The sequence below is a fragment of the Microbulbifer mangrovi genome, assembly GCF_002009015.1.
Classification (GTDB): domain Bacteria; phylum Pseudomonadota; class Gammaproteobacteria; order Pseudomonadales; family Cellvibrionaceae; genus Microbulbifer; species Microbulbifer mangrovi.
Window position 1 is genome coordinate 54,751 of sequence record NZ_LZDE01000346.1, and the last position, 19,973, is coordinate 74,723.

The 19,973-nt window shown below is 58.1% G+C and carries 16 protein-coding genes; 4 read left to right on the plus strand and 12 right to left on the minus strand.

Translation table 11 applies throughout. From position 1 onward, the window contains the following. The first annotated feature begins 10 nt into the window (after positions 1 to 10). The gene (locus B4U49_RS17920) at positions 11 to 3,562 is read left to right on the plus strand and encodes an indolepyruvate ferredoxin oxidoreductase family protein (RefSeq protein WP_078085982.1); all 3,552 of its coding nucleotides are present in this window, start codon (positions 11 to 13) and stop codon (positions 3,560 to 3,562) included. Between the two features lie 141 nt (positions 3,563 to 3,703). Here B4U49_RS17920 and B4U49_RS17925 read toward each other — a convergent pair whose 3' ends face one another. Together B4U49_RS17925 and B4U49_RS17930 are read right to left on the minus strand one after the other, a co-directional pair. Next, positions 3,704 to 4,945: an OprO/OprP family phosphate-selective porin gene (locus B4U49_RS17925; RefSeq protein WP_078085983.1), complete on the minus strand. Its 1,242-nt coding sequence runs from the start codon at positions 4,943 to 4,945 to the stop codon at positions 3,704 to 3,706. A gap of 336 nt (positions 4,946 to 5,281) precedes the next feature. Continuing rightward, the gene (locus B4U49_RS17930) at positions 5,282 to 6,202 is read right to left on the minus strand and encodes a TraB/GumN family protein (protein ID WP_239692701.1); all 921 of its coding nucleotides are present in this window, start codon (positions 6,200 to 6,202) and stop codon (positions 5,282 to 5,284) included. A gap of 266 nt (positions 6,203 to 6,468) precedes the next feature. On the opposite strand from B4U49_RS17930, the gene B4U49_RS17935 reads away from it, so the two are divergent. After that, positions 6,469 to 7,617 carry a glycosyltransferase gene (locus B4U49_RS17935; RefSeq protein ID WP_158078651.1) on the plus strand — a complete coding sequence of 383 codons (1,149 nt, stop codon included), beginning with the start codon at positions 6,469 to 6,471 and terminating at the stop codon, positions 7,615 to 7,617. Here B4U49_RS17935 and B4U49_RS17940 read toward each other — a convergent pair. The 5 genes from B4U49_RS17940 to B4U49_RS17955 form a co-directional block, all read right to left on the minus strand. After that, positions 7,596 to 8,609 carry a glycosyltransferase family 4 protein gene (locus B4U49_RS17940; RefSeq protein WP_158078652.1) on the minus strand — a complete coding sequence of 338 codons (1,014 nt, stop codon included), beginning with the start codon at positions 8,607 to 8,609 and terminating at the stop codon, positions 7,596 to 7,598. The two genes, B4U49_RS17935 and B4U49_RS17940, sit on opposite strands and share 22 nt — an antisense overlap. A 207-nt stretch (positions 8,610 to 8,816) precedes the next feature. Further along, positions 8,817 to 9,413: an acyloxyacyl hydrolase gene (locus B4U49_RS17945; RefSeq protein ID WP_078085987.1), complete on the minus strand. Its 597-nt coding sequence runs from the start codon at positions 9,411 to 9,413 to the stop codon at positions 8,817 to 8,819. Positions 9,414 to 9,560: 147 nt separating this feature from the next. After that, positions 9,561 to 10,712: a sigma-70 family RNA polymerase sigma factor gene (locus B4U49_RS17950; RefSeq protein WP_078085988.1), complete on the minus strand. Its 1,152-nt coding sequence runs from the start codon at positions 10,710 to 10,712 to the stop codon at positions 9,561 to 9,563. Between the two features lie 10 nt (positions 10,713 to 10,722). Beyond that, positions 10,723 to 10,995 carry a hypothetical protein gene (locus tag B4U49_RS18930; RefSeq protein ID WP_143735737.1) on the minus strand — a complete coding sequence of 91 codons (273 nt, stop codon included), beginning with the start codon at positions 10,993 to 10,995 and terminating at the stop codon, positions 10,723 to 10,725. 32 nt (positions 10,996 to 11,027) lie between these two features. Then, positions 11,028 to 11,480, minus strand: a complete 453-nt coding sequence (locus B4U49_RS17955) for a hypothetical protein (protein WP_143735738.1) — start codon at positions 11,478 to 11,480, stop codon at positions 11,028 to 11,030. 173 nt (positions 11,481 to 11,653) lie between these two features. Between B4U49_RS17955 and B4U49_RS17960 the strand changes: the two genes are divergently transcribed. Continuing rightward, positions 11,654 to 11,992: a hypothetical protein gene (locus tag B4U49_RS17960; protein WP_078085990.1), complete on the plus strand. Its 339-nt coding sequence runs from the start codon at positions 11,654 to 11,656 to the stop codon at positions 11,990 to 11,992. Between the two features lie 130 nt (positions 11,993 to 12,122). Here the strand turns inward: B4U49_RS17960 and murQ are convergent, their stop codons facing one another. The 5 genes from murQ to B4U49_RS17985 all read right to left on the minus strand — a co-directional run bounded on the left by murQ (position 12,123) and on the right by B4U49_RS17985 (position 16,941). Further along, the gene (gene murQ / locus B4U49_RS17965; protein WP_078085991.1) at positions 12,123 to 13,058 is read right to left on the minus strand and encodes an N-acetylmuramic acid 6-phosphate etherase; all 936 of its coding nucleotides are present in this window, start codon (positions 13,056 to 13,058) and stop codon (positions 12,123 to 12,125) included. A 185-nt stretch (positions 13,059 to 13,243) separates the two neighbouring features. Then, positions 13,244 to 13,999: a YciK family oxidoreductase gene (locus B4U49_RS17970; protein ID WP_078085992.1), complete on the minus strand. Its 756-nt coding sequence runs from the start codon at positions 13,997 to 13,999 to the stop codon at positions 13,244 to 13,246. 63 nt (positions 14,000 to 14,062) lie between these two features. Beyond that, on the minus strand, positions 14,063 to 14,731 hold the full coding sequence (locus B4U49_RS17975; protein ID WP_078085993.1) for an HAD family hydrolase: 669 nt from the start codon (positions 14,729 to 14,731) through the stop codon (positions 14,063 to 14,065). An 18-nt stretch (positions 14,732 to 14,749) separates the two neighbouring features. After that, on the minus strand, positions 14,750 to 15,454 hold the full coding sequence (ubiG, locus tag B4U49_RS17980) for a bifunctional 2-polyprenyl-6-hydroxyphenol methylase/3-demethylubiquinol 3-O-methyltransferase UbiG (protein ID WP_078085994.1): 705 nt from the start codon (positions 15,452 to 15,454) through the stop codon (positions 14,750 to 14,752). 119 nt (positions 15,455 to 15,573) lie between these two features. After that, positions 15,574 to 16,941 (minus strand): TRZ/ATZ family hydrolase, encoded by a 1,368-nt coding sequence (locus B4U49_RS17985; RefSeq protein ID WP_078085995.1) that lies wholly within the window; start codon positions 16,939 to 16,941, stop codon positions 15,574 to 15,576. A gap of 246 nt (positions 16,942 to 17,187) precedes the next feature. Here B4U49_RS17985 and gyrA point away from each other — a divergent pair, with 246 nt between their 5' ends. Then, positions 17,188 to 19,767: a DNA gyrase subunit A gene (gyrA, locus tag B4U49_RS17990; protein WP_078085996.1), complete on the plus strand. Its 2,580-nt coding sequence runs from the start codon at positions 17,188 to 17,190 to the stop codon at positions 19,765 to 19,767. The last annotated feature ends 206 nt before the right edge of the window (positions 19,768 to 19,973 follow it).

Genomic DNA, 19,973 nt, shown 5'->3' on the forward strand with positions numbered 1-19,973 from the left:
AAGTAGGCGTATGAGTGAGCAGAAAGTGAACACCGATTCTCAGGCAGTCACTACCAGAAAAATCTCCCTGGACGACAGGTACACCACCCTCAAGGGCAAGGTGCTGCTTTCGGGAATCCAGGCGCTGGTGCGCCTGCCAATCGATCAGATGCGCATTGACCAGGCCCGTGGCCTCAATACCGCCACTTTTATTTCCGGTTACCGGGGTTCCCCCCTCGGGGGCTATGACCAGCAGCTCTCCCGCGCCACCGGCCTGCTCGATGAATACAACATCCGCTTTGTTCCCGGTGTGAATGAAGAGCTGGCGGCGACGTCCGTATGGGGTTCCCAGCAGGTGGGCCTGTTTGACGGCGCCGAGGTGGATGGCGTCTGCGGTATCTGGTACGGCAAAACCCCCGGGGTAGACCGCTCCTGTGACGCGTTCCGCCATGCCAACGCCGCAGGCTCCGCGCCAAAAGGCGGCGCTCTGATCATTTCTGGAGACGACCACGGCTGTAAGTCCTCTTCTTATCCTGGACAGTCTGAATTCGCTTTCGTCGACATGCATATCCCGGTGCTGAACCCGGCCACTGTCCAGGAGGTTCTGGATTACGGCCTGTACGGGTTGGAGTTGTCCCGTTTCAGTGGCTGCTGGGTGGCGATGATTACCCTCGCGGAAAATATGGACAGTGCTTCCACGGTCGAAGTGGATCCGTCTGCGGTCTCGTTCGAGTACCCGGAAATCGAGCGCCCCCAGGGCGGGCTCAATATCCGCAAGCAGGACAACCCCCTGGAACAGGAAGAGCGCCTTTGGCGCTACAAACGTCCAGCTGCGCTGGCGTTTGCCCGTGCCAACCAGCTGAACAAGCTGGTACTGGATAATCCTGAGGCAACTCTCGGTATTGTCACTGCCGGCAAGGCCCACCTGGACCTGATGCAGGCCTTCGAGGATATGGGAATCGACGAGGAGGGTGCCCGCGCACTGGGTATCCGGATTCTCAAGGTGGGCATGACCTATCCACTGGACGTACCCGGTATTCAGGAGTTTGCCCGCGGCCTCGATTCACTGCTGGTATTGGAAGAAAAGCGCAGTCTGATGGAAGTACAGCTGAAAGAAGAGCTGTACAACGTGCATCTGCGCGACCCGCATTTCCCGCGTATTCTCGGTAAAGTCGACGAGCACGATAATCCGCTGCTCCCTATGTATGGCGAACTCTCCCCGGCGGTGGTGGCCCAGGTGTTGGGCTATCTGCTGGGTGAAGACAACCTGAATGAACGCGCCAAACATCGCTTGATGCGGCTCGATGCGCTTGCCGAGCGTATTTCCGCCCAGGCCGGTTCCAGCGTTGCGCGTCTACCCATGTTCTGCGCCGGCTGCCCCCACAACCGTTCTACCCGTGTCCCCGAAGGCAGCCGCGCGCTGGCGGGGATCGGCTGTCATTACATGGCGCAGTGGCTCGACCGGGAAACTTACACATTTACCCAGATGGGGGCTGAGGGCGTTAACTGGATCGGCCAGGCTGCCTTTACCAGCGAGCCCCATGTATTCGTCAATCTCGGTGACGGGACCTATTTCCACTCCGGGATTCTCGCGATTCGCGCCGCGGTGGCGGCAAAGGTCAATATCACCTACAAAATCCTGTTTAACGACGCCGTCGCAATGACCGGCGGTCAGCCCCACGACGGCGAATTGCTGCCGGACATGATCTGTCGCCAAGTGCTGGCGGAGGGCGTAAACAAGGTGGTGTTGGTGATGGACGACACCGACAAATACAAAGGAAAGTTGAGCTTCCCCAATGAGGTGGAGATTCGTCACCGGGATCACATGCCGACAGTGATGAAGGAACTGCGTGAGGCGCCCGGCTGTACCGTTATCGTGTACGACCAGACCTGTGCCACAGAGCTGCGCCGCAAGCGCAAGCGCGGTCTGCTGCCGAAGGCGGAAGGACGCCCGTTTATCAACGAGCTGGTGTGTGAAGGCTGTGGCGATTGCGTCACCCAGTCGAGCTGTATCGCCGTAGAGAAAGTCGACACCGCACTGGGCGACAAGCGGCGTATCAACCAGACCACCTGCAACCAGGATATGTCCTGCGTAAACGGTTTCTGTCCATCGTTTGTAACCGTGAAGGGCGGCAAGCTGAACAAGCGCGCCGGTGTGGGTGATGCCCTGTGTCAGGAAGCGGACAAGCTGCCGGCACCGCAACTGCCGGACCTGAGTGAACCATTCAACCTGCTGGTGACCGGTGTCGGTGGTACCGGTGTGGTTACCATCGGTGCACTGCTGGCAATGGCGGCGCATATTGAAGACAAGGCCTGCAGCACCCTGGACCAGACCGGTCTCGCACAGAAGGGCGGTGCGGTGTACTCCCACGTACGCTTTGCCAACAGTCCCGAAGCGCTCAAGGCCGTACGTATCTCTGACGGTCGCGCCGATGGCCTGATGGCCTGTGACCTGATCGCTGCCGGTAACCTGTCTGCGAGCCTCGCCAAACTGGACGAAACCCACAGCCGTGCGGTGGTGAACACCCATCTGAGTCCAACTGCAGCATCGGTACTGGGGCGTGAGGATATTCATTCGCCGCAGGCGGTACTGGACACCATCAAGGACGCGGTAGCGGAGCTGGAGGTGGTGGAAGGGCACGCCCTCACCAAGGCGGCACTGGGGGACACCCTCGCGGCGAATATCTTCATGCTTGGTTACGCATGGCAGAGGGGATTGATTCCGCTGGGTCTGGATGCCATCTGCGAAGCCATTCGCCTTAACGGTGTGGCCGTGGAAGGCAACTTGCAGGGTCTTGCCGCCGGTCGATTGGCGGCCCAGGACCGCAAGGCACTGGACCGCCTGCTTTCCCGCGATGAGGAAAAAACCTTGCCTCAGGGGCTGGAAGAAATCGTGGCCCACCGCACCGCGCATCTCACCGGTTATCAGAATGCGGCACTGGCGCGGCGCTATCAGGCACTGGTTGACAAGGTCAAGGATGCGGAAATCCTCAAAGTGCCAGGCAGCGAATCGTTGGCCGAGGTGGTCGCGCGCAACTACGCGAAATTGCTGGCCTACAAAGACGAGTACGAGGTGGCGCGCCTCTACAGCGATGGTCGCTTCGTGGAATCCCTGCGCGAAAACTTTGCCGGTGACTTTGAGCTGGAATTCAATTTGGCGCCGCCGCTGATTAGCCGGTTTGATAAAAACCTCGGGCGACCGCGCAAAATCAAATTCGGTGGCTGGATGCATAAGGCCTTCGGGATGCTGGCCAAGTTCAAATTCCTGCGCGGCACCGCTCTTGACGTATTTGGGTATACCGCCGAGCGCAAGATGGAGCGCTCACTGATCCGCGAATACGAAAAGCTGGTCGATGAAGTGGTGGGCCGTTTGAATGCGGATAACCACGCAGCAGCCATTGAACTGCTGGGTTATGCGGATCAGATTCGCGGTTATGGCCCGGTCAAGGACCGCAATGTCGACCTGGCTCGGGAAGCGCGCGATCTGTCTCTACAACGGTTCTACAACCCGAAGGAGACTGTGAAGGACATGCCCGCTCAGGTGGAAGTGTTTGACCCAGCCAAAGCCCAGCAGGTGGGTTGATCCCGGGGACGCGGCGATTGTCGCGGAATTGAGAAGTACAAAAAAAGCGAGCTGGATAGCTCGCTTTTTTTGTGGGTCACATTGGTTGTAGCCTCTGTGGGCTTCTGGGATTGGCGAGTGCCAGCCCCCTTGTCAGCCGTTTTACCAGCCCATTTGCACCCGCAATCCCAGCTGGTTGGTTTTGTCACCGGTAAATTCGTTGTCGCCAAAGATCAGGTTCAGCATCACGCGCACGTTGCGATTGGCATAGTAGTTCACACCAACCTGTGCACTGTTGGCTTTCAGGTCGCGAATGTCCCGGTTTTCCATGGTGTCGTAACGGGCGGTGAGTTCCCAGGCGCCGCCCCAGAGGCCATCACCTGACGGTCTGGCGGAATTGAAGGCGCCGCGCTTTTTATTGTACGTCTTGTGCTCTCCGGTCAGCATCCAGCTGCCCTGGACATACCAGGTGTGTACTGACTGATCCTGGATATAGCAGCCGAATTGCGGATCGCAATAGAAGGGTGCCGGTGCGCCAAACTCGTCTTCGAAATCGGCCTCACTCAGAAAGTAGTCGGCCTCAAAATCCCCGATGGCATATTCAGACTGTACATACAGGGGGCCGTAGCTACCTGCCAGCTCCAGTGCTGCAGTGGTGACATCTCCACCAAACTCGCCTGGGGTCAGCGCCATCAGCTGGGAGGGGCCACGGCGGCCAGCGTAGTCCGCCTCGGCGGTGAGGTCGCTGGAGTTCTGGTTGGCGTTCTCGTAGTTGATGGACGTGCCCAGGTGGAACGTGGCCATATCGGTATTGATCGGGGCCCAGGCCAGGCGGCCAGCAGTGCCGATACCGGCGTTGCGCGGGGTGCTGGCGTCGCGCAGGTTGAACGCCATCAAGCCCATGGTGAAGCAGTCCATTACCCCGGTCCAGCCGATGCCCTGCTGGAACTGGTAGTCCTCGTAGAGGCCGGTGGCGCTGGAAAAGGGGCGTTCCAACATGGTGATTTCGTTGGAGCTGGTCATCTCGGCCATGGAGCGGAAGGGCTTGAACTGCCCGATGCGAACCTCACCGTTTAGAAATTTGTGGGCAATAAATACATCGCGGAAGCCGCCAGTGGTGCTGCCGCCGGTAAAGTCCTGCTCCAGCACGTATTTCCAGTCGTAGATACTGCCCTTGAGGGTGATGCGCGCCCGGCGAAAATCCGTGGTGCTCACGGGATCCTCGATATCGGTATCAAACAGGTAGGTATCAAAGTGAATGCGCCCACCCAGCGAAGCGGAAAAGTTTCCGTCGTCGGAGGTGATTTTCAGGCCGCCCTTGGTTTCCGCTTCATCTGCCGCGGCGGCTCCAGAGAGCAGGCTGGTCAGGGTCAAGGCCATCAGGCTCTTGTGGAAGGGTTGCATGTACAGTCCTATTTTTTCTGGGAATTTATGGCGGCGGAGTCTATCAGTGTCATCAATCCGTAAGAAATTAGAAACATTTCTGACATGCCGGGGATCCATAAAATGATTTATGTCCACCTGTAATAATCCTGTAACAAACTCAGGTTATGGCTCCACGGGCTTAATACCGGAGAGTCTTGTGGTCGCCGAATTCGTTGGGGCACAGGGGGCTGCGGCAGATCGCAGTCATCACTTGGGGGGAGTATAGGCACCTCACGCGCAAGGTGTGAGGTGCGGGGAAGGGGTGAGTGTAAAAGGGTGTCCGAGATCGCCTCTGATGGCAACCCCGGGAATTACTCAAATCTGTTCGATGGTAAATCCGGAATTTTCCAGCAGCTCGGTGACAGATTTACTGCCCACGAGATGGCCGGCACCGACTACGACAAACAGGGATTGATAGCGTTGGCTGAGTTTGTCGATGTTCTCTGCCATTTCCCGGTTGCGCTGGTAGAACAAGAGCTCGTACAGCTGTGCATATTCCGGATGCTCGTCCAGCCCTTCCTTGATTACCAACTGGTACAGGTCTTTCTGGTCCCCCGATTTCCAGGCTCTGGTCATGCGCGGGACAAAGGTGTCCATTTGCGACACCTGTTCCAGTGTCTGTTGTAGGAAGAGCTCCGGTTTCTGGAGGCTGTTCAGGAGGCGAAGCTGCTGCAGGACACTCTCGAGCTCCAGAACCTGTTTCCCCTCCCTGTGCGCCTGATTCAGGAAGTGCCGGTCGATACCGGCTTTGGGGTCAAGGCCGCGCGCCTGCATTTCGATCAGGCTAAGCGTAATCATTGCGATGGCCGGGCGCATACGGTTGAAGTTGGCTTCCGGAATCTGCCGCTTGCGCAACCACTCCTGCAGTTGCCCATAGACCTCCGGAGAGATGTTGTCTTTCAATTGTTGTCCCGGTGGGTACAGGGATTCCAGCATGACCTTTCGCTGGAGTTCCGGATCGGACTCCATTGCGATGACGTCCGCTTCCACCACCAGTGCATCACTGTTCCGGTAGGCTTTCTCGATGGTACCTCGGAGCGGGTAAAAAGTGTCATCGGCGAGATGGATGGAGCCCAGCATGTAGACAGTGCGATTGTCCTTTTTTGCTTGCAGTAACAGACCGCGGTCGTTGGCTGCCAGGGCAGGGGGCGCGCACAGGATGATCAGCAGAGCGAGTGCGGCGAAAAGCCCGCCCCAACAGATCTGGAATTTTTGCGAGTAGTGGCTGACTGCCATAGGAATCCGGGCGTGCATATAGGTTCCGTCGTATTGTAGTTATGAACTGCTCGTTATGTGTCCGGTTAAGGCCGCACTAAAACGAGTCAGGCGGCAGAAAATTCTACATGATTCCGCGCGACTTGTGATTTACATCGCCAATGTGGAAATTGTGCGCCTTGGCGCAGAAATCAGCTGTACAATCAAGGTTCCTTTGGCGGCTGAGCATCGTTCAGTCAGTAGGAAATAATTCGAACGATTTACAGGGATTTGAGGCGTTAACCATTATGCGGATTGTACAACTGGTGCCATCTCTCGATGAGGGAGAGTTGGCACAGGAAGCACTGGAGTTCGCTGTTGAACTCGTCCGTCTGGGGCATGAGTCCGCAGTGATATCCGCGGGAGGGGCGCTGGTTTCTCGGCTGACCCTGCACAATTGTCAGCATGTCGAAATGCCTGTGAATCAGAGGAAGTGGCTGAATGGGAGATTACACCGCAAGTTACGCCAGCAGCTGAAGGCGCTGGATGCGGACATCCTGCTATGTCGCGGTGCTCAGTGTGCCTGGCACGGTGCCCAGGCAGTAAAGCGCCTGCCAGCCGGGCAGCGCCCGCGACTGGTCACCAGCGTTCACCAGTGGCCAACGACGGGCCTGTTCCGCAAGCGTCGCGTGAATGCGGCGCTGGTGCGGGGGGAGTTGGTCCTGTCGGCTTCCGACGGCCTGGGGCAGCAGGTGTCTCAGCGCTACGCGGACGCCCGGGCGTTGCGCACCCTGTATCGCGGTGTGAACACGCGTGAACTGGACAAAAATGCACCGGTTTCCGGCCATTGGCATCACCGTATGCTGAATGATTTCCCGCAGCTGGAAGAGCGCAATTGGCTGTTGTTGCCCGGTCCCATAGGCCCGGGAAGAGGGCAGGAGCAGTTTCTAGAGCTATTGGCGGTGCTCAAGCAGGAGCGGCAGGATATTTTCGGCTTGATCGTGGGAGACATCTCGCCCGGGCAGGAGAAATTTGTCCGTGCCCTGGAGCAACGCGCGGCGACTATGGGTCTATCGGAGTACGTATTATTTCTGGGGCCGCGGCGGGATATGCGGGAACTCTATGCCAGCGCGCGTATCACGTTTGATCTCGCCGGAGATCGCTCTGCGGCACAGCGTCCGAGCGGCCGTGTGGTGGCGGAATCCCTGGCAATGGGGTGTCCTGCGGTCGCCCTTGGTGGGACCGGAGTTGAGTTGCTGAAACACTGTTTCCCCCAGGGCGTACTGGATGAAACTGCCGCTGGCACCGCGGTTGCGCGGCTCGATGCACTGGCGGCGATCACCAGGGATATCCTGCAGAATCCGGGGCCGCTGGATTTTTCTGGATTCAGTCTCACCGAGACAACGTCGCGCGCAGTGGAATGGTTTAACGACCTTCAGGCGATCAGCTGCGAGTAAACCTGCCACGTAGCCCTGGCCATAGATTCCAGCGTGAACTCTTCCCCGGCCCGCTCAAACAGCGGGCCAAAGTCCTGCTCGATGTTCGCGCGCGAGAGTGCTCTGTCAATTTTTTCAGCGATATGCCTCGGCTCGAGGTTGTCCAGCAAATATTCGCTGGGCAGGTAGTCAATGGCGTTGCCACTGCGATTCGCTATCACGGGTTTTCGGTGTAGCAACGCTTCTATCAGGGTATAGGGAGTTCCTTCTACCGCCCCCGGAATAACCACTAAATCGGCCATCTCAATGAAGTTGGCGACAGTGTTGTCGCCGGTGAAAAATGTCACTCGCTGCTCGAGCCCGAGTTCCGAAACCTGATTGCGCAAGGTTTCTTTTTCCGGACCATCCCCCAGCACCATCAACCTGCATTCCGGAAGCCGTTGCATGGCTTCGATCAGTAAATCTACATTGCGTGCCTTGATCAGGCGACTCGCCACGAGCAACCTGGGTTTGTCGTTTGGCAGGGAGTTCTGGAGAGATGCGTTCGCGGCGGGTGTGACCAGCTCAACGCCATTGTGAATGATGTTCCAGTCGAGCTTGGAATTTGCGACTGTGGCGTTACTGATGGCGATACGCGCATCAAAGGCGCTGGCAAGTTTGTCTCGCGGGTGCCGGACATTGTGCCGTGTAATTACCTGTCGGGTTTCCGTGTAGGGTTGCACCGCGGCCAGTAATTGCGCCGATTTGGAGCCGTGTCCGTGGACGATCTGGTATTCGCCTTTGCGGATTAGATTGGCAAGTCTCCAAACCAGATTGGGATGGTGTCGGCTGCGATCGGTATTCAGAGGAATGAATTGAATGCGCTCATCAAGGGTTGTGAGGTATCTGGGGTGGGCGATTACCGCTACCCGGGCGTTGGTGTTGCACGCCTGCCAGCGTGAAAGGTCGGCGACATGCTTTTCAAGGCCGCCGTGCTCCCGGCTGGCGATCAGGTGACAGATAGTCTGAATCATGGGGCTACACATCCGCTGTCTCTGGTGCGCCGTTCGGGAATATATCAACAAGATTCAGGCAGGATATTTACGGATACGTAACTATCTGTACGGCGCCCTTCCTATCGCCGCGTTGGGCGTTCAGTGAGGCTCCATTATCTGTCGGTGGTATGACAGGTTTTTTATCGATGTGTGACGGTTTTGTTGCTTCGCCAACGGCTAATTAGCCTAAAAACTGGTGTGCCAGTTCAGTGAGGCAAAGTCGAAACCCGGGTTGGGGGTATTCGTGTAGCCGTTGGAGAAATGGCTGTATCGCAGTGAGATTGTATTGCCACTCTGCAGGGTATAACCCGTGGCAAAATGCAGGGAAAAATTGAGGTTGGTGGAAAGGTCGACGGCGCCGAAGCTGCGCTCATCCAGGTAGGCGGCGCCCACACCGATTTCTCCAAAAAGCCCCTGCGCTTCTCTGCGTGGATACCAGCGCAATACCGGCTTCAATTCCCAGATATGCTGTTTTTGATCCCGTCCGCGGTAGTCCCGCCACATATAGCTGTAGCTGACCTGGGCCCACCATTGGAAGTGGTGTTCGCTGGGGTAGTCATAAAACAGATACGACCAGTTCGCGCCTACCAGATCGGCACCAGCGGTGGAATTTTGCTGGATGAGCGCGTTGCCGATTCCCTTGCCCCCACTCAGGATCAGTTCCTGCGAGCCTTCCTGCAACACGTCCCCTGCATGCGCTGTTGGGCCAATTAGGACACCGGCAATCATCAGGCTGGGGAAGACGCGGCGTATCAGGGCGGCCGCAGTTCGAGAGAGAGGCATAATTCAAATCGCCAGTTATTGCTGTTAGAGGCTGGTCATTGCAAGGTTAGCCGGAAATAGGGCATTGGCAAGCCCCACACCTCCGTACGAGAAGGTGCAGGGCTTGCTCGGTTTGACCGGATTTCACCGGAGATAGATTTCTCCGGGTCAGCGCCACTGTCGTTTAAGTTGCCTGAGCGCGTCCGAGTGCAGCTGTCGCGCACGTTCCTGACTCAGGCCGAGCTGCTCGCCGATGACACGGAAGGAGCAGTCGCGGTCGGAAATAAGGCCGTAACGCAGGCTAAGCACCGTGCGTTGCCTCGGTGGTAGCTTGTCTACCGCTTCCCGCAGGCGCTGAGCCAGCTCCTGATTGGACACCAGTTCATCGGTGTTAAACAGCTCATTGGCAGGCGCATAATCTAGCCTGGTGCTGCTCTGGTCATCCGAAATCGGGTCGTCCAGTGAACCGGTAGGGCCGGGTAGCTTTAACAGGCTCTGCACTCGTTCCAGATCGAGTCCGGTTTGCTTGGCGATATTTTCGTCGGAGGCCGGCAGCCCCTCGGCACGCACCTGGTTGATGGCCCGATAAATATTGCGCAGGTCGTCCTGCACATTGGCGGGCTGGCGCACCAGATCGTCATTGCGCCGCAGGGTGAGCTGGATTTCCTGCTGGATCCACCAGTAGGCGTAAGTGGAAAAACGGTATCCCATCTGTGGCTTGAAGCGCTCGATGGCCTTCATCAGACCGACATTGCCCTCCTGAATCAGATCGATAAACGGTACTGACGGATTGCGGAAGCGTTTGGCGATCGCGATCACCAGCCGTAAATTACACTGGATGAGCTTTTTACGCTGGGCCTTGAAGCGCTTCATCAGGTTTTGCAGTGAACTGCGGTCCCTCTGGGAAATTTTGCCGGTTGCCAGCAGCTCCGAGGCCTTGGCGATAATCAGACCGTGATCGTATGCGCCGGTACTACCGCGCTGTTCCACGCCCTCACTGCGCAGGTCTACCAGGGTGACCCCGCGTTTTTGCAGCAGGGCGATAATTTTGTCCTCCAGTTCGCGGAGCAGGCTGGTCGTTGCGCTTTCCTCTTCCGGAGTCAACAGGTCGAGCCGGTACAGATGCTTGAGGTAGTTCTGCATCGGTGTACTGACACTTTCCCCCGTTGATTCGCTGGATGCACTTTCCTCTTCACGAGGTTCCGCACGGGTCTGTATGGGTTGCGCCGGGTCTTCCTGAGAGAAGTCATCTCCGGCGAGATTGTTGCTATTTTCCTTCAGCCATTGGTCATCCCTTGAGTCGATGTTTACTCGGGACAAAGTCTGAACCTTATGCTTGTGGCAGAGCGGTGTAGCCTTTGTGACCGCCTGCCTGCCGTAAATCACCGGCGTCGTCCTTTCGCAGGATCGAGACATGGCGTACAAATTGCCATGCAGACAAGTTGAATATAGATGATGGTTGAAAGTTGCGCCGGAAAAAGGCCGACCAGCAGGTTTTCTGTGAAAAATAACGGGTGTAAGACAGCGCTGACAGAGAAAAACGAAGTGAAAAAAGAAAAGGGTAGAAGTTTTGGTTATAACCACGCCAGTTCGACGTGGTCATAACGATTATTTTCCGCGCGTCGGCAAAAACTGCTATTTGACCCGCTTTACTCTCATCGAGCGGCCACCGGTGGCCTTGCGCATCAGGAAGGAGCCGAACGCACCGCGCTCGATGCTAATCTGGTCGCCGTCACGCAATATTGAGCGCTTGGTGTCTGTCTGGCGCCACACCTGGCCGTTGTCGAGGGTGAAGATAAGTTTGCCGTAGGCCCCGTCATCGACCTTGGTAATGGTTGCGGTGATGGATTCTGGTGCCTCTTCAACCGCCTGTTTCTGTTCCTGACCGAATTGTTTTTCGGCATGTTGTTGCAGGCTGCCGGTGAGTTTGTCATAGCAGGCAAGGCGCTTTTTATCGTTGCTGAACTGACTGCACTGCTGCAGTTGTGCCTGCAGGGAGTCGGCGTTGGCCATGGGCGTTACAGCGAGTGTGACGACGGCCGTCGCGGTCAGGATCAGGGAGGTGGGGAGAAGGCGGGCTTGTGTCATTTTTCTCATAATGTCAGTTGTGATCGTTGAGTTCTAAAGATTCTGCCCCAGCAGCGGGCGTCGCACAATCCAAATTGAGTTGCTGGTCACATTTCCGCCGGGCTCGGCATGGAAAAATGGTGATGCTGCACTATTAGAAAATAATCATAAATCAACACTTTCAGGGGTTGGAAATGAAAAAACTTGTCGTTCCCGCCATAGCCATTGCCGCCATCGGCGGATACTTCTATTACACAAACCTGGATAACGCCGCGCCAGAATCCGTTACTGGGGAAGAGGTGATTGTCGAAGAAATGGAAGCCGCGGTCGCCGAGGCGGAAACCGCCGGTGCCGAGGCTGCAAAGTCTGCCGACGACATGATGGCTTCCGTCGAGGGGGATGTGTTTGCCGATGTGCCGGAAGCCATGGGGCACGCGCTCGACGAAACATCTGAAGCCGCTGAGGAAGTCGTTGAAGAAGTGGCGGACGAAGTTGCAGAGGTTGCCGAGGATATGGAATCCGCCGCGGAGTAATCGCCAGCGCTTTTGCGGACTCATGGCTGCTTTGCAGGCTTAAAAAAACCCGGGTTTTCCCGGGTTTTTTTATGAGCGGCCCAAAGTATCTGCCTGAGGGCGCTTCTTGAGCAAGCTGCTCAGGCCACAACTAGGCTGGACGGCCCTTTGCGCCGAGGTTCTGTAGCGCCAGGCGAAGAAATCCATCCGCATTTTCCAGCGCTGCCTCCGCTGGCGCGCGTTCCAGTCCGCTCAGGATCACCATGATCGCCAGCTTGGCGTTGTGATCGCACTGCTCCAGTATGTGGTCTGCTTCCTCGTAGGATACCCCGGTCGCTTCGACTACGATGCGGCGGGTGCGATCCACCAGCTTCTGGTTGGTAGCCTTCACATCCACCATCAGGTTGTAAAAACTTTTGCCGATGCGGATCATGCTCGCGGTGGTGATCATATTCAGTACCAGCTTCTGTGCTGTACCCGCCTTCATGCGTGTGGAGCCGGTAAGTACCTCGGGTCCTACTTCAGGCAATATCGCGATATCCGCGTCTTTGGCGATCACCGCCGACTTGTTGCAGGCCAAGGCGATCGCGGTGCAGCCAAGACTGCGCGCATAGCGTAACCCACCGGAAACGTAAGGGGTGCGCCCGCTTGCGGCGATACCCACCACCACATCGTTGCTCTTTAGCCCGATGGCCTTCAGGTCTTCTTCGCCCAGTTCCGGGCTGTCTTCCGCCCCTTCCTGGGCCCGGTGTACGGCGGCCTCGCCACCGGCAATCAAGGGGATGACCATCCCCTCCGGCACACCGTAAGTCGGCGGACATTCCACGGCGTCCAGCAGCCCGATACGACCGCTGGTACCCGCGCCCATATAAATCAGGCGGCTGCCGCTTTTGAAGGCAGTGACCACGGCATCTACGGCGCGGGCGATATCGGGAAGGCATTGTCGGACGACAGCGGGCACCCCGCTGTCTGCATCATTGATTTTTTCGAGGATGCCCAGAGTCGGCAACAGGTCGATATCCTGTGTATCCGGGTTGCGGGATTCGCTGGCCAGGGATCCGAGTTCGTTCGCGAGTGACGTGTTCATATCCCCCTCGCCGATTGGGCGCGATGATTGTTTGGGTGCGCGGCAGGCAGATAGGGATGCAGCCGGGCCTCGGAAAGTGTAATCACGGGGTTTCCGCGCCACCACCCGGGGCCCAATGGGATTGCGATAAGTGCGAACGGAGTCTCTTAAGGAGTTGTTGTTACGGCGCCGTCTGACGATTGGGATCAGCCCTGCGCGTTGAACTGCTTGCCGTTGACACCAATGCTGTCGTCACCCATCAGGTAGAGATAGGTGGGCATGATGTCTTCCGGAGTGGTGACACTTTGCGGGTCTTCGGCCGGGTAGGCGGCGGCGCGCATATTTGTGCGGGTGGCGCCGGGGTTGATGCTGTTGACGCGGATGTTCGATACGCCTTCCACTTCATCTGCCAGCACCTGCATCATGCCTTCGGTGGCGAATTTGGATACGGAGTAGGCGCCCCAGTAGGCGCGGCCCTTCAGGCCGACGCCGGAGCCAGTGAAGATCACTGATCCCGCCTTGGACTCTTCCAGCAGAGGCAGCATGGCCCTGGTGAGGCCGAAGGCGGCGTTCACGTTGATCTGCATCACCTGTTGCCAGGTGGCGTAGTGGTAGTTGGCAATCGGTGTGCGTTGGCCGAGTACACCGGCGTTGTGCAGCAGGCCGTCCAGGCGGCCGAACTCCTGGTCGACGCCCTGAGCCAGATATTCAAGCTCTTCCCATTTCACGCCGGCCAGGTCCACTGGCAGGATGGCGGGCTTGGCGCCGCCCGCGGCTTCAATCTCGTCGTAAACCGCTTCCAGTTTCGGCACGGTACGGCCGAGAAGAATTACGGTGGCACCGTGGGCTGCGAAGGTCTTCGCAGCCACCCGTCCAATGCCGTCTCCGGCGCCGGTAACGAGGATGACCTTGTCTTTAAGCAGGTCTGCGGGTGCGTTGTAGTCGGTGATGGTTTCAGACATCAATGGTCGAGCTCGTCTTTTTATTGCGGATTTCGATGTTCGCTTGCCGGGTGGCGGCAGCGATCATGGCTTGTTCAGGTAGTGTTGCTGGATGAGCGGCCAGATTTCGCTGGCGTCGTGTATCAGGTGGTCGGCGTTCCAGTTTTCCGGGTCGTCACCGCTGTCGACGTAGCCGTAGCTGCAGGCGACGGTAGGCATGCCCGCGGCGCGCCCAGCCTGGATGTCACGCACGTGATCACCCACATAAATTGCTTCAGACGGCTCGCAGCCGATCCGGCTACAGGCGAGCAGAATGGGCTCGGGGTCGGGCTTGCGGTTGGTGACGTCGTCCGGGCAGATAACTGCGCCCGGTGTGGGCAGGTGCGCAAATGCCTGTAGTAGTGGAATGGTGTAGGCGGAAGGCTTGTTGGTGACCACACCCCAGGCTATTCCATATTCTGCCAGCTGGTTCAGCAGTTTTTCGATCCCCGGGAAGGGCACCGTGTGCTTGGCCAGATGTGCGAGATACAGGTCGAGGAGCCGCTCGCGCAGCTGGTCGAACCCGGTCTGTCCCTCGTCGACACCGAACCCGAGGCGCACCATTGCACGGGCACCATTGGAGACCACTTCACGAATGGTGTTGTCCGCGAGCGGTGGGAGTTGCTCCTGTTGGCGCAGTTCATTGAGTACCACCACAAAGTCCGGGGCGGTGTCGAACAGGGTGCCGTCGAGGTCGAACAGTACAGCTTTCATCAATAGGTACTTCTGGATTTATTCTGCGGGTCGGGTGGTGTGCATCAGGTAATTGACGTCTACGTCCCTCGGGTTGAGTTTGTACTGCTTGGTGAGGGGATTGTAGGTCATACCGGTGATATCGCGGCTTTGCAGGCCGGCTTCGCGCACCCAGCGGCCGAGTTCTGACGGGCGGATAAACTTTCCGTATTCGTGGGTGCCCTTGGGCAGCATACGCAAGACATACTCGGCGCCAACTACGGCGAATAACCAGCCTTTGGGGGTGCGGTTAATGGTGGAGAAGAACAGGTGGCCACCGGGCTTGACCAGTTTGGCACAGGCGCGAATGACGGAGGCTGGGTCGGGCACGTGTTCGAGCATTTCCAGGCAGGTGACGATATCAAAGCTGCCGGGTTCTTTTTCGGCGAGCTCCTCTACGGGGAGGCGGCGATAGTCGATACTGACCCCACTCTCGAGAGCGTGCAGCTTGGCGACATTGAGAGGGGCTTCCCCCATATCGATGCCGGTAGCCTGGGCGCCGCGCTGGGCCATGGCTTCGGTGAGAATGCCGCCACCACAGCCGACGTCGAGCAGTTTCTTGCCGGCGACGGGGGCACGCTGGTCGATATAGTTGGCACGCAGGGGATTGATCTCGTGCAGGGGCTTGAATTCACCCTGCTGGTCCCACCAGCGGCTGGCCAGTTGTTCGAATTTGGCGATTTCTGCCGGATCTACGTTGGTCATTTGGGCCTTAATGTCTTTGTGGGATCCGTTTTCCCACCTTTGCTGGCGCTGCCGCTCTCGGAAACGATTACCGAGACCACCAGCTTCGATTCTTATTGTCTGACTATGTCAGCAACTGCCTAGTTCAGGCGACCCGCGATTCTATCACGCCATACCCCGGCCCGTTGCCTGAGTTCCTCCTCGTTCAGAGTGGTCAGTTCGCGCTCTTTCAGGAGCTGCTTCCCAGCTACCCACACATTGCGCACGTTGTGCCCGTTGGCGGTGTAGATCAGCTGGGACAGCGGGTCGTGCAGCGGTTGCTGCTCCAGCGCACTCAAATCCACCGCGCACAGGTCTGCGGCCTTGCCCACTTCCAGGCTGCCGGTCACATCGTCGATGCCCAGGGCGCGGGCACCGTTGATGGTGGCCATGGCGAGGGCCTGGTGGGCGGGCAGGGTGGCGGCGTCGCCGGCGACGGCCTTGGCCAGCAGGGCGGCGGTGTTGGTTTCGAGCAGCATGTCGAGACCGTTATTGCTGGCGGCGCCATCGGTGCCGATGGATACGTTGATACCGGCTGCCAGCAGTTTCCCAACGGGGCTGAACCCGGAGGCGAGCTTGAGGTTGGAGCGCGGGCAGTGGGCGATGTGGGCGCCGGTTTTCTGCAGCAGGGTAATGTCGTCGTCATTGAGTGCGGTCATGTGCACGCACAGCATTTCAGGCGACAGTAGACCGAGACGGTGCAGGCGCTGGGTGGGGCGTTCGCCGGTGTCGTTCACGGCACGTTCCACCTCACCGGCGGTTTCGTGCAGGTGCATCTGTACCGCCATGCCCAGCTCACCGGCGTAAATGGCGATTTTCTTCAGGGTTTCGTCGCCCACGGTATAGGGCGCGTGGGGGGCGAAGGCGAGGCCAACGCGCGGGTGGGATCGGTAATCGTCACGCAGGGCGAGGCCTTTCTCGATGGCGTCAAAGCCATTTCGGGACCAGGCATTCGGGAAGTCGATTACCGGAAAGGCGATCTGCGCGCGCATACCGGCGTCGCGGGCGGCGCCAGCGGTGGCCTCCGGGAAAAAGTACTGGTCGGAGAAGGTGGTGGTGCCGCTTTTGAGCATCTCAGCGATGGCCAGGCGGGTACCGTCGCCGACAAATTCCGGGGCAACCCACTTTTGTTCCGCAGGCCAGATATGTTTTTCCAGCCAGGTCATCAGCGGGTGGTCGTCCGCAAACCCGCGCAACAAGCTCATGGCGGCGTGGTTGTGGGTGTTGATCAGCCCCGGAATAAGGACCTGGTCGTCCAGGTGGTGCTCATCCGTGGGGGTAAACCGGTGCTGCGCTTCGCTCCTGGGCAGGATGGCAACGATGGTGCCGTCGTCAATGGCTAGCGAACAATTTTCATACACTCGCTGTTCGGGGATCACGGGAATGATCCAGCGGGCATGTATCAGGGTATCAATCGGTTGCTTTTTGTTCGCGTTGAAGGGTTGATCGGGGGTTTTTGCGGTAGCCATTGTGTGTTTTTTGTTCCATTGGAAAGCCGCTGACTTTAACGGTGAGAGCGCTCGTGAACAAGTCTGCACAAGTCGTCCTACGCGGCGCCAGTTGTGGTAGAATCGCCCGCTTGATCGGGGCTGTGACCAGTGAGCCCCGCCTGTTTCTCAGCCTTTGGCTGTGCTGCCCGATGCCGGGTATGCCGTCGGGGCATTGAGGGGGCCAGCCCTTGCTGGCGGCGTTAACGATAAGGAATGCCTGAAAATATGGGCGAAATAGCCAAAGAAATTTCTCCGATCAATATCGAAGAAGAGCTTAAGCAATCCTACCTCGACTACGCGATGAGCGTGATTGTGGGCCGTGCGTTGCCTGATGTGCGCGACGGACTCAAGCCGGTACACCGGCGCGTGCTCTTCGCCATGAACGAACTCAAAAACGACTGGAACAAGCCCTACAAAAAGTCTGCTCGTGTAGTGGGCGACGTGATCGGTAAGTACCACCCGCACGGCGATAGTGCGGTGTACGACACCATTGTGCGTATGGCCCAGCCGTTCTCCCTTCGCTATATGCTGGTCGACGGCCAGGGCAACTTCGGTTCCATCGATGGTGACAGCGCGGCGGCCATGCGTTACACCGAGATCCGCATGGACAAGCTCGCGCACGAGCTGCTGTCGGATCTGGATAAAGAGACCGTCAACTTTATCGATAACTACGACGGCTCCGAGCAGATGCCGGAAGTACTGCCGTCGCGGGTGCCGAACCTGCTGGTGAACGGCTCCTCTGGTATTGCGGTCGGTATGGCTACGAACATTCCGCCTCACAATATGAGTGAGGTGGTGCGCGGCTGTCTGGCGCTGATCGATAACAGTGAGCTGTCCATTGATGAGCTGATGGAATATATCCCCGGTCCGGATTTCCCCACTGGCGCGATCATCAATGGCCGCGCGGGCATTCTTATGGCCTACCGCACCGGCCGCGGACGAATCTATATCCGTGCCAAGGCGGAAGTGCTGCGGGATGAGAAATCCGGTCGCGAGACCATCATCATCCACGAGATTCCCTACCAGCTTAACAAGGCACGCCTGATCGAGCGTATTGCCGAGCTGGTAAAAGACAAGAAGATCGAAGGTATTTCCGAGCTGCGCGATGAGTCTGACAAAGACGGTCTGCGCGTGGTTATCGAGCTCAAGCGTGGCGAATTGGGTGATGTTGTTCTTAACAACCTTTATTCCCAGACGCAGCTCGAGAGCGTGTTTGGTATCAACATGGTGGCGCTGGTGGACGGCCAGCCAAAGCTGTTGAACCTCAAGCAGCTGCTGGAATACTTCATTCGCCACCGCCAGGAAGTGGTTACCCGACGCACCGTTTACCTGCTGCGCAAGGCGCGCGAGCGCGGGCATATCCTGGAAGGTCTGGCGATTGCTATTTCCAACATCGATCCGGTGATTGAGCTGATCAAAGCCTCCGCCACCCCGGCAGATGCCCGCGAGGCGTTGCTGGCCAAGGGCTGGCCGGTAGGTGAAGTGCAGCAGTTCCTGGAGCGTGCCGGTGCCGATGCATGTCGACCCGACGACCTGCCGCAGGAATTTGGCCTGCGCGACGGCAGCTACTATCTGTCCCCGGCCCAGGCCCAGGCCATCCTGGAATTGCGCCTGCACCGCCTCACCGGCATGGAGCACGACAAGCTGCTGGCGGAATACAGTGAGCGCCTCGAGCAGATCGCCGAGTACCTGGAGATTCTGGGTAGCCCGGAGCGCCTGATGCAGGTAATCCGCGAAGAGCTCGAAGTGCTGGAAAAAGAGTACGGCGATGCCCGTCGCACCGATATCGTGGCTTCCCGTCAGGATCTTTCCGTAGAAGACCTGATCACCCCGGAAGACAAGGTGGTGACCATCTCTCACGGCGGTTACGCCAAGAGCCAGCCGCTGGCCGACTATCAGGCACAGCGTCGTGGCGGCATGGGTAAATCCGCCACCCAGGTGAAAGACGAAGACTTTGTCGAACACCTGCTGATCGCCAACTCCCATGACACCATCCTCTGTTTCTCGAACAAAGGTAAGGTCTATTGGCTGAAGGTTTACGAGGTGCCCACCGCCGGTCGTGCATCGCGCGGCCGCCCGATGGTCAATATGTTGCCGCTCGAAGACGATGAGCGTATCAGTAGCCTGATGCCGGTATCCGAGTACGACGAAGACCACTTTATTTTCTTCGCCACCGCCAACGGCACGGTGAAGAAGACCCCGCTCACCGCTTTCTCCCGCCCGCGCAGCGTTGGTTTGCGCGCGATTGAGTTGGAAGAGGGCGATCGCCTGGTGGCCACCGCGATTACCGATGGCAGCCGGGACGTACTGCTGCTGACCAGTGCCGGCAAGGCCGCGCGCTTCTCCGAGCAGAATGTACGCTCCATGGGTCGTGTGTCCCGCGGTGTGCGCGGTATCCGCATGGCCGACGAGGTTTACGTTATCGCCATGGTGATCCCGGAAGAGGGTGGTTCGGTGATGATGGTTACCGAAAACGGTTACGGCAAGCGCACTGCAACTGCTGACTTCCCTACCAAGGGACGCGGCAATCAGGGTGTTATTGCTATCGCGGAAAGCGAGCGTAACGGCGCCCTGGTCGGTGCCTGTCAGGTGCACCCGGGCGAGGAGATCATGCTGATTTCCGACCAGGGTACCCTGGTGCGGACTCGTGTCGACGAGGTGTCTATCCTCGGCCGCAACACTCAGGGTGTCCGGGTTATCCGTCTGAAGAGCGGTGAGCACCTGGTAGGCTTGGCGCGGATTCAGGAAGCGGATGACCCCGAAGGTGAGGGTGAAGCGGCTGCTGACGGCGCCGCCGAGGAGTAATGACTGAATCTGGTTGACACCAAAAAAGGCTGCGAAATCTCGCGGCCTTTTTTGGCTTTGTGCGGTCAGCATTGTTTCTGGGCGAAAGGCCTGTAACTCCCGGCGAGTTGTTTTGCGTTTGGGGGTTTCGACATTGGCCTATCTGGTGAATTTTTAATTCAGGGCGCTTCGGTTTACTCGAGAGTGTCCATACATTTGTTTTCTTC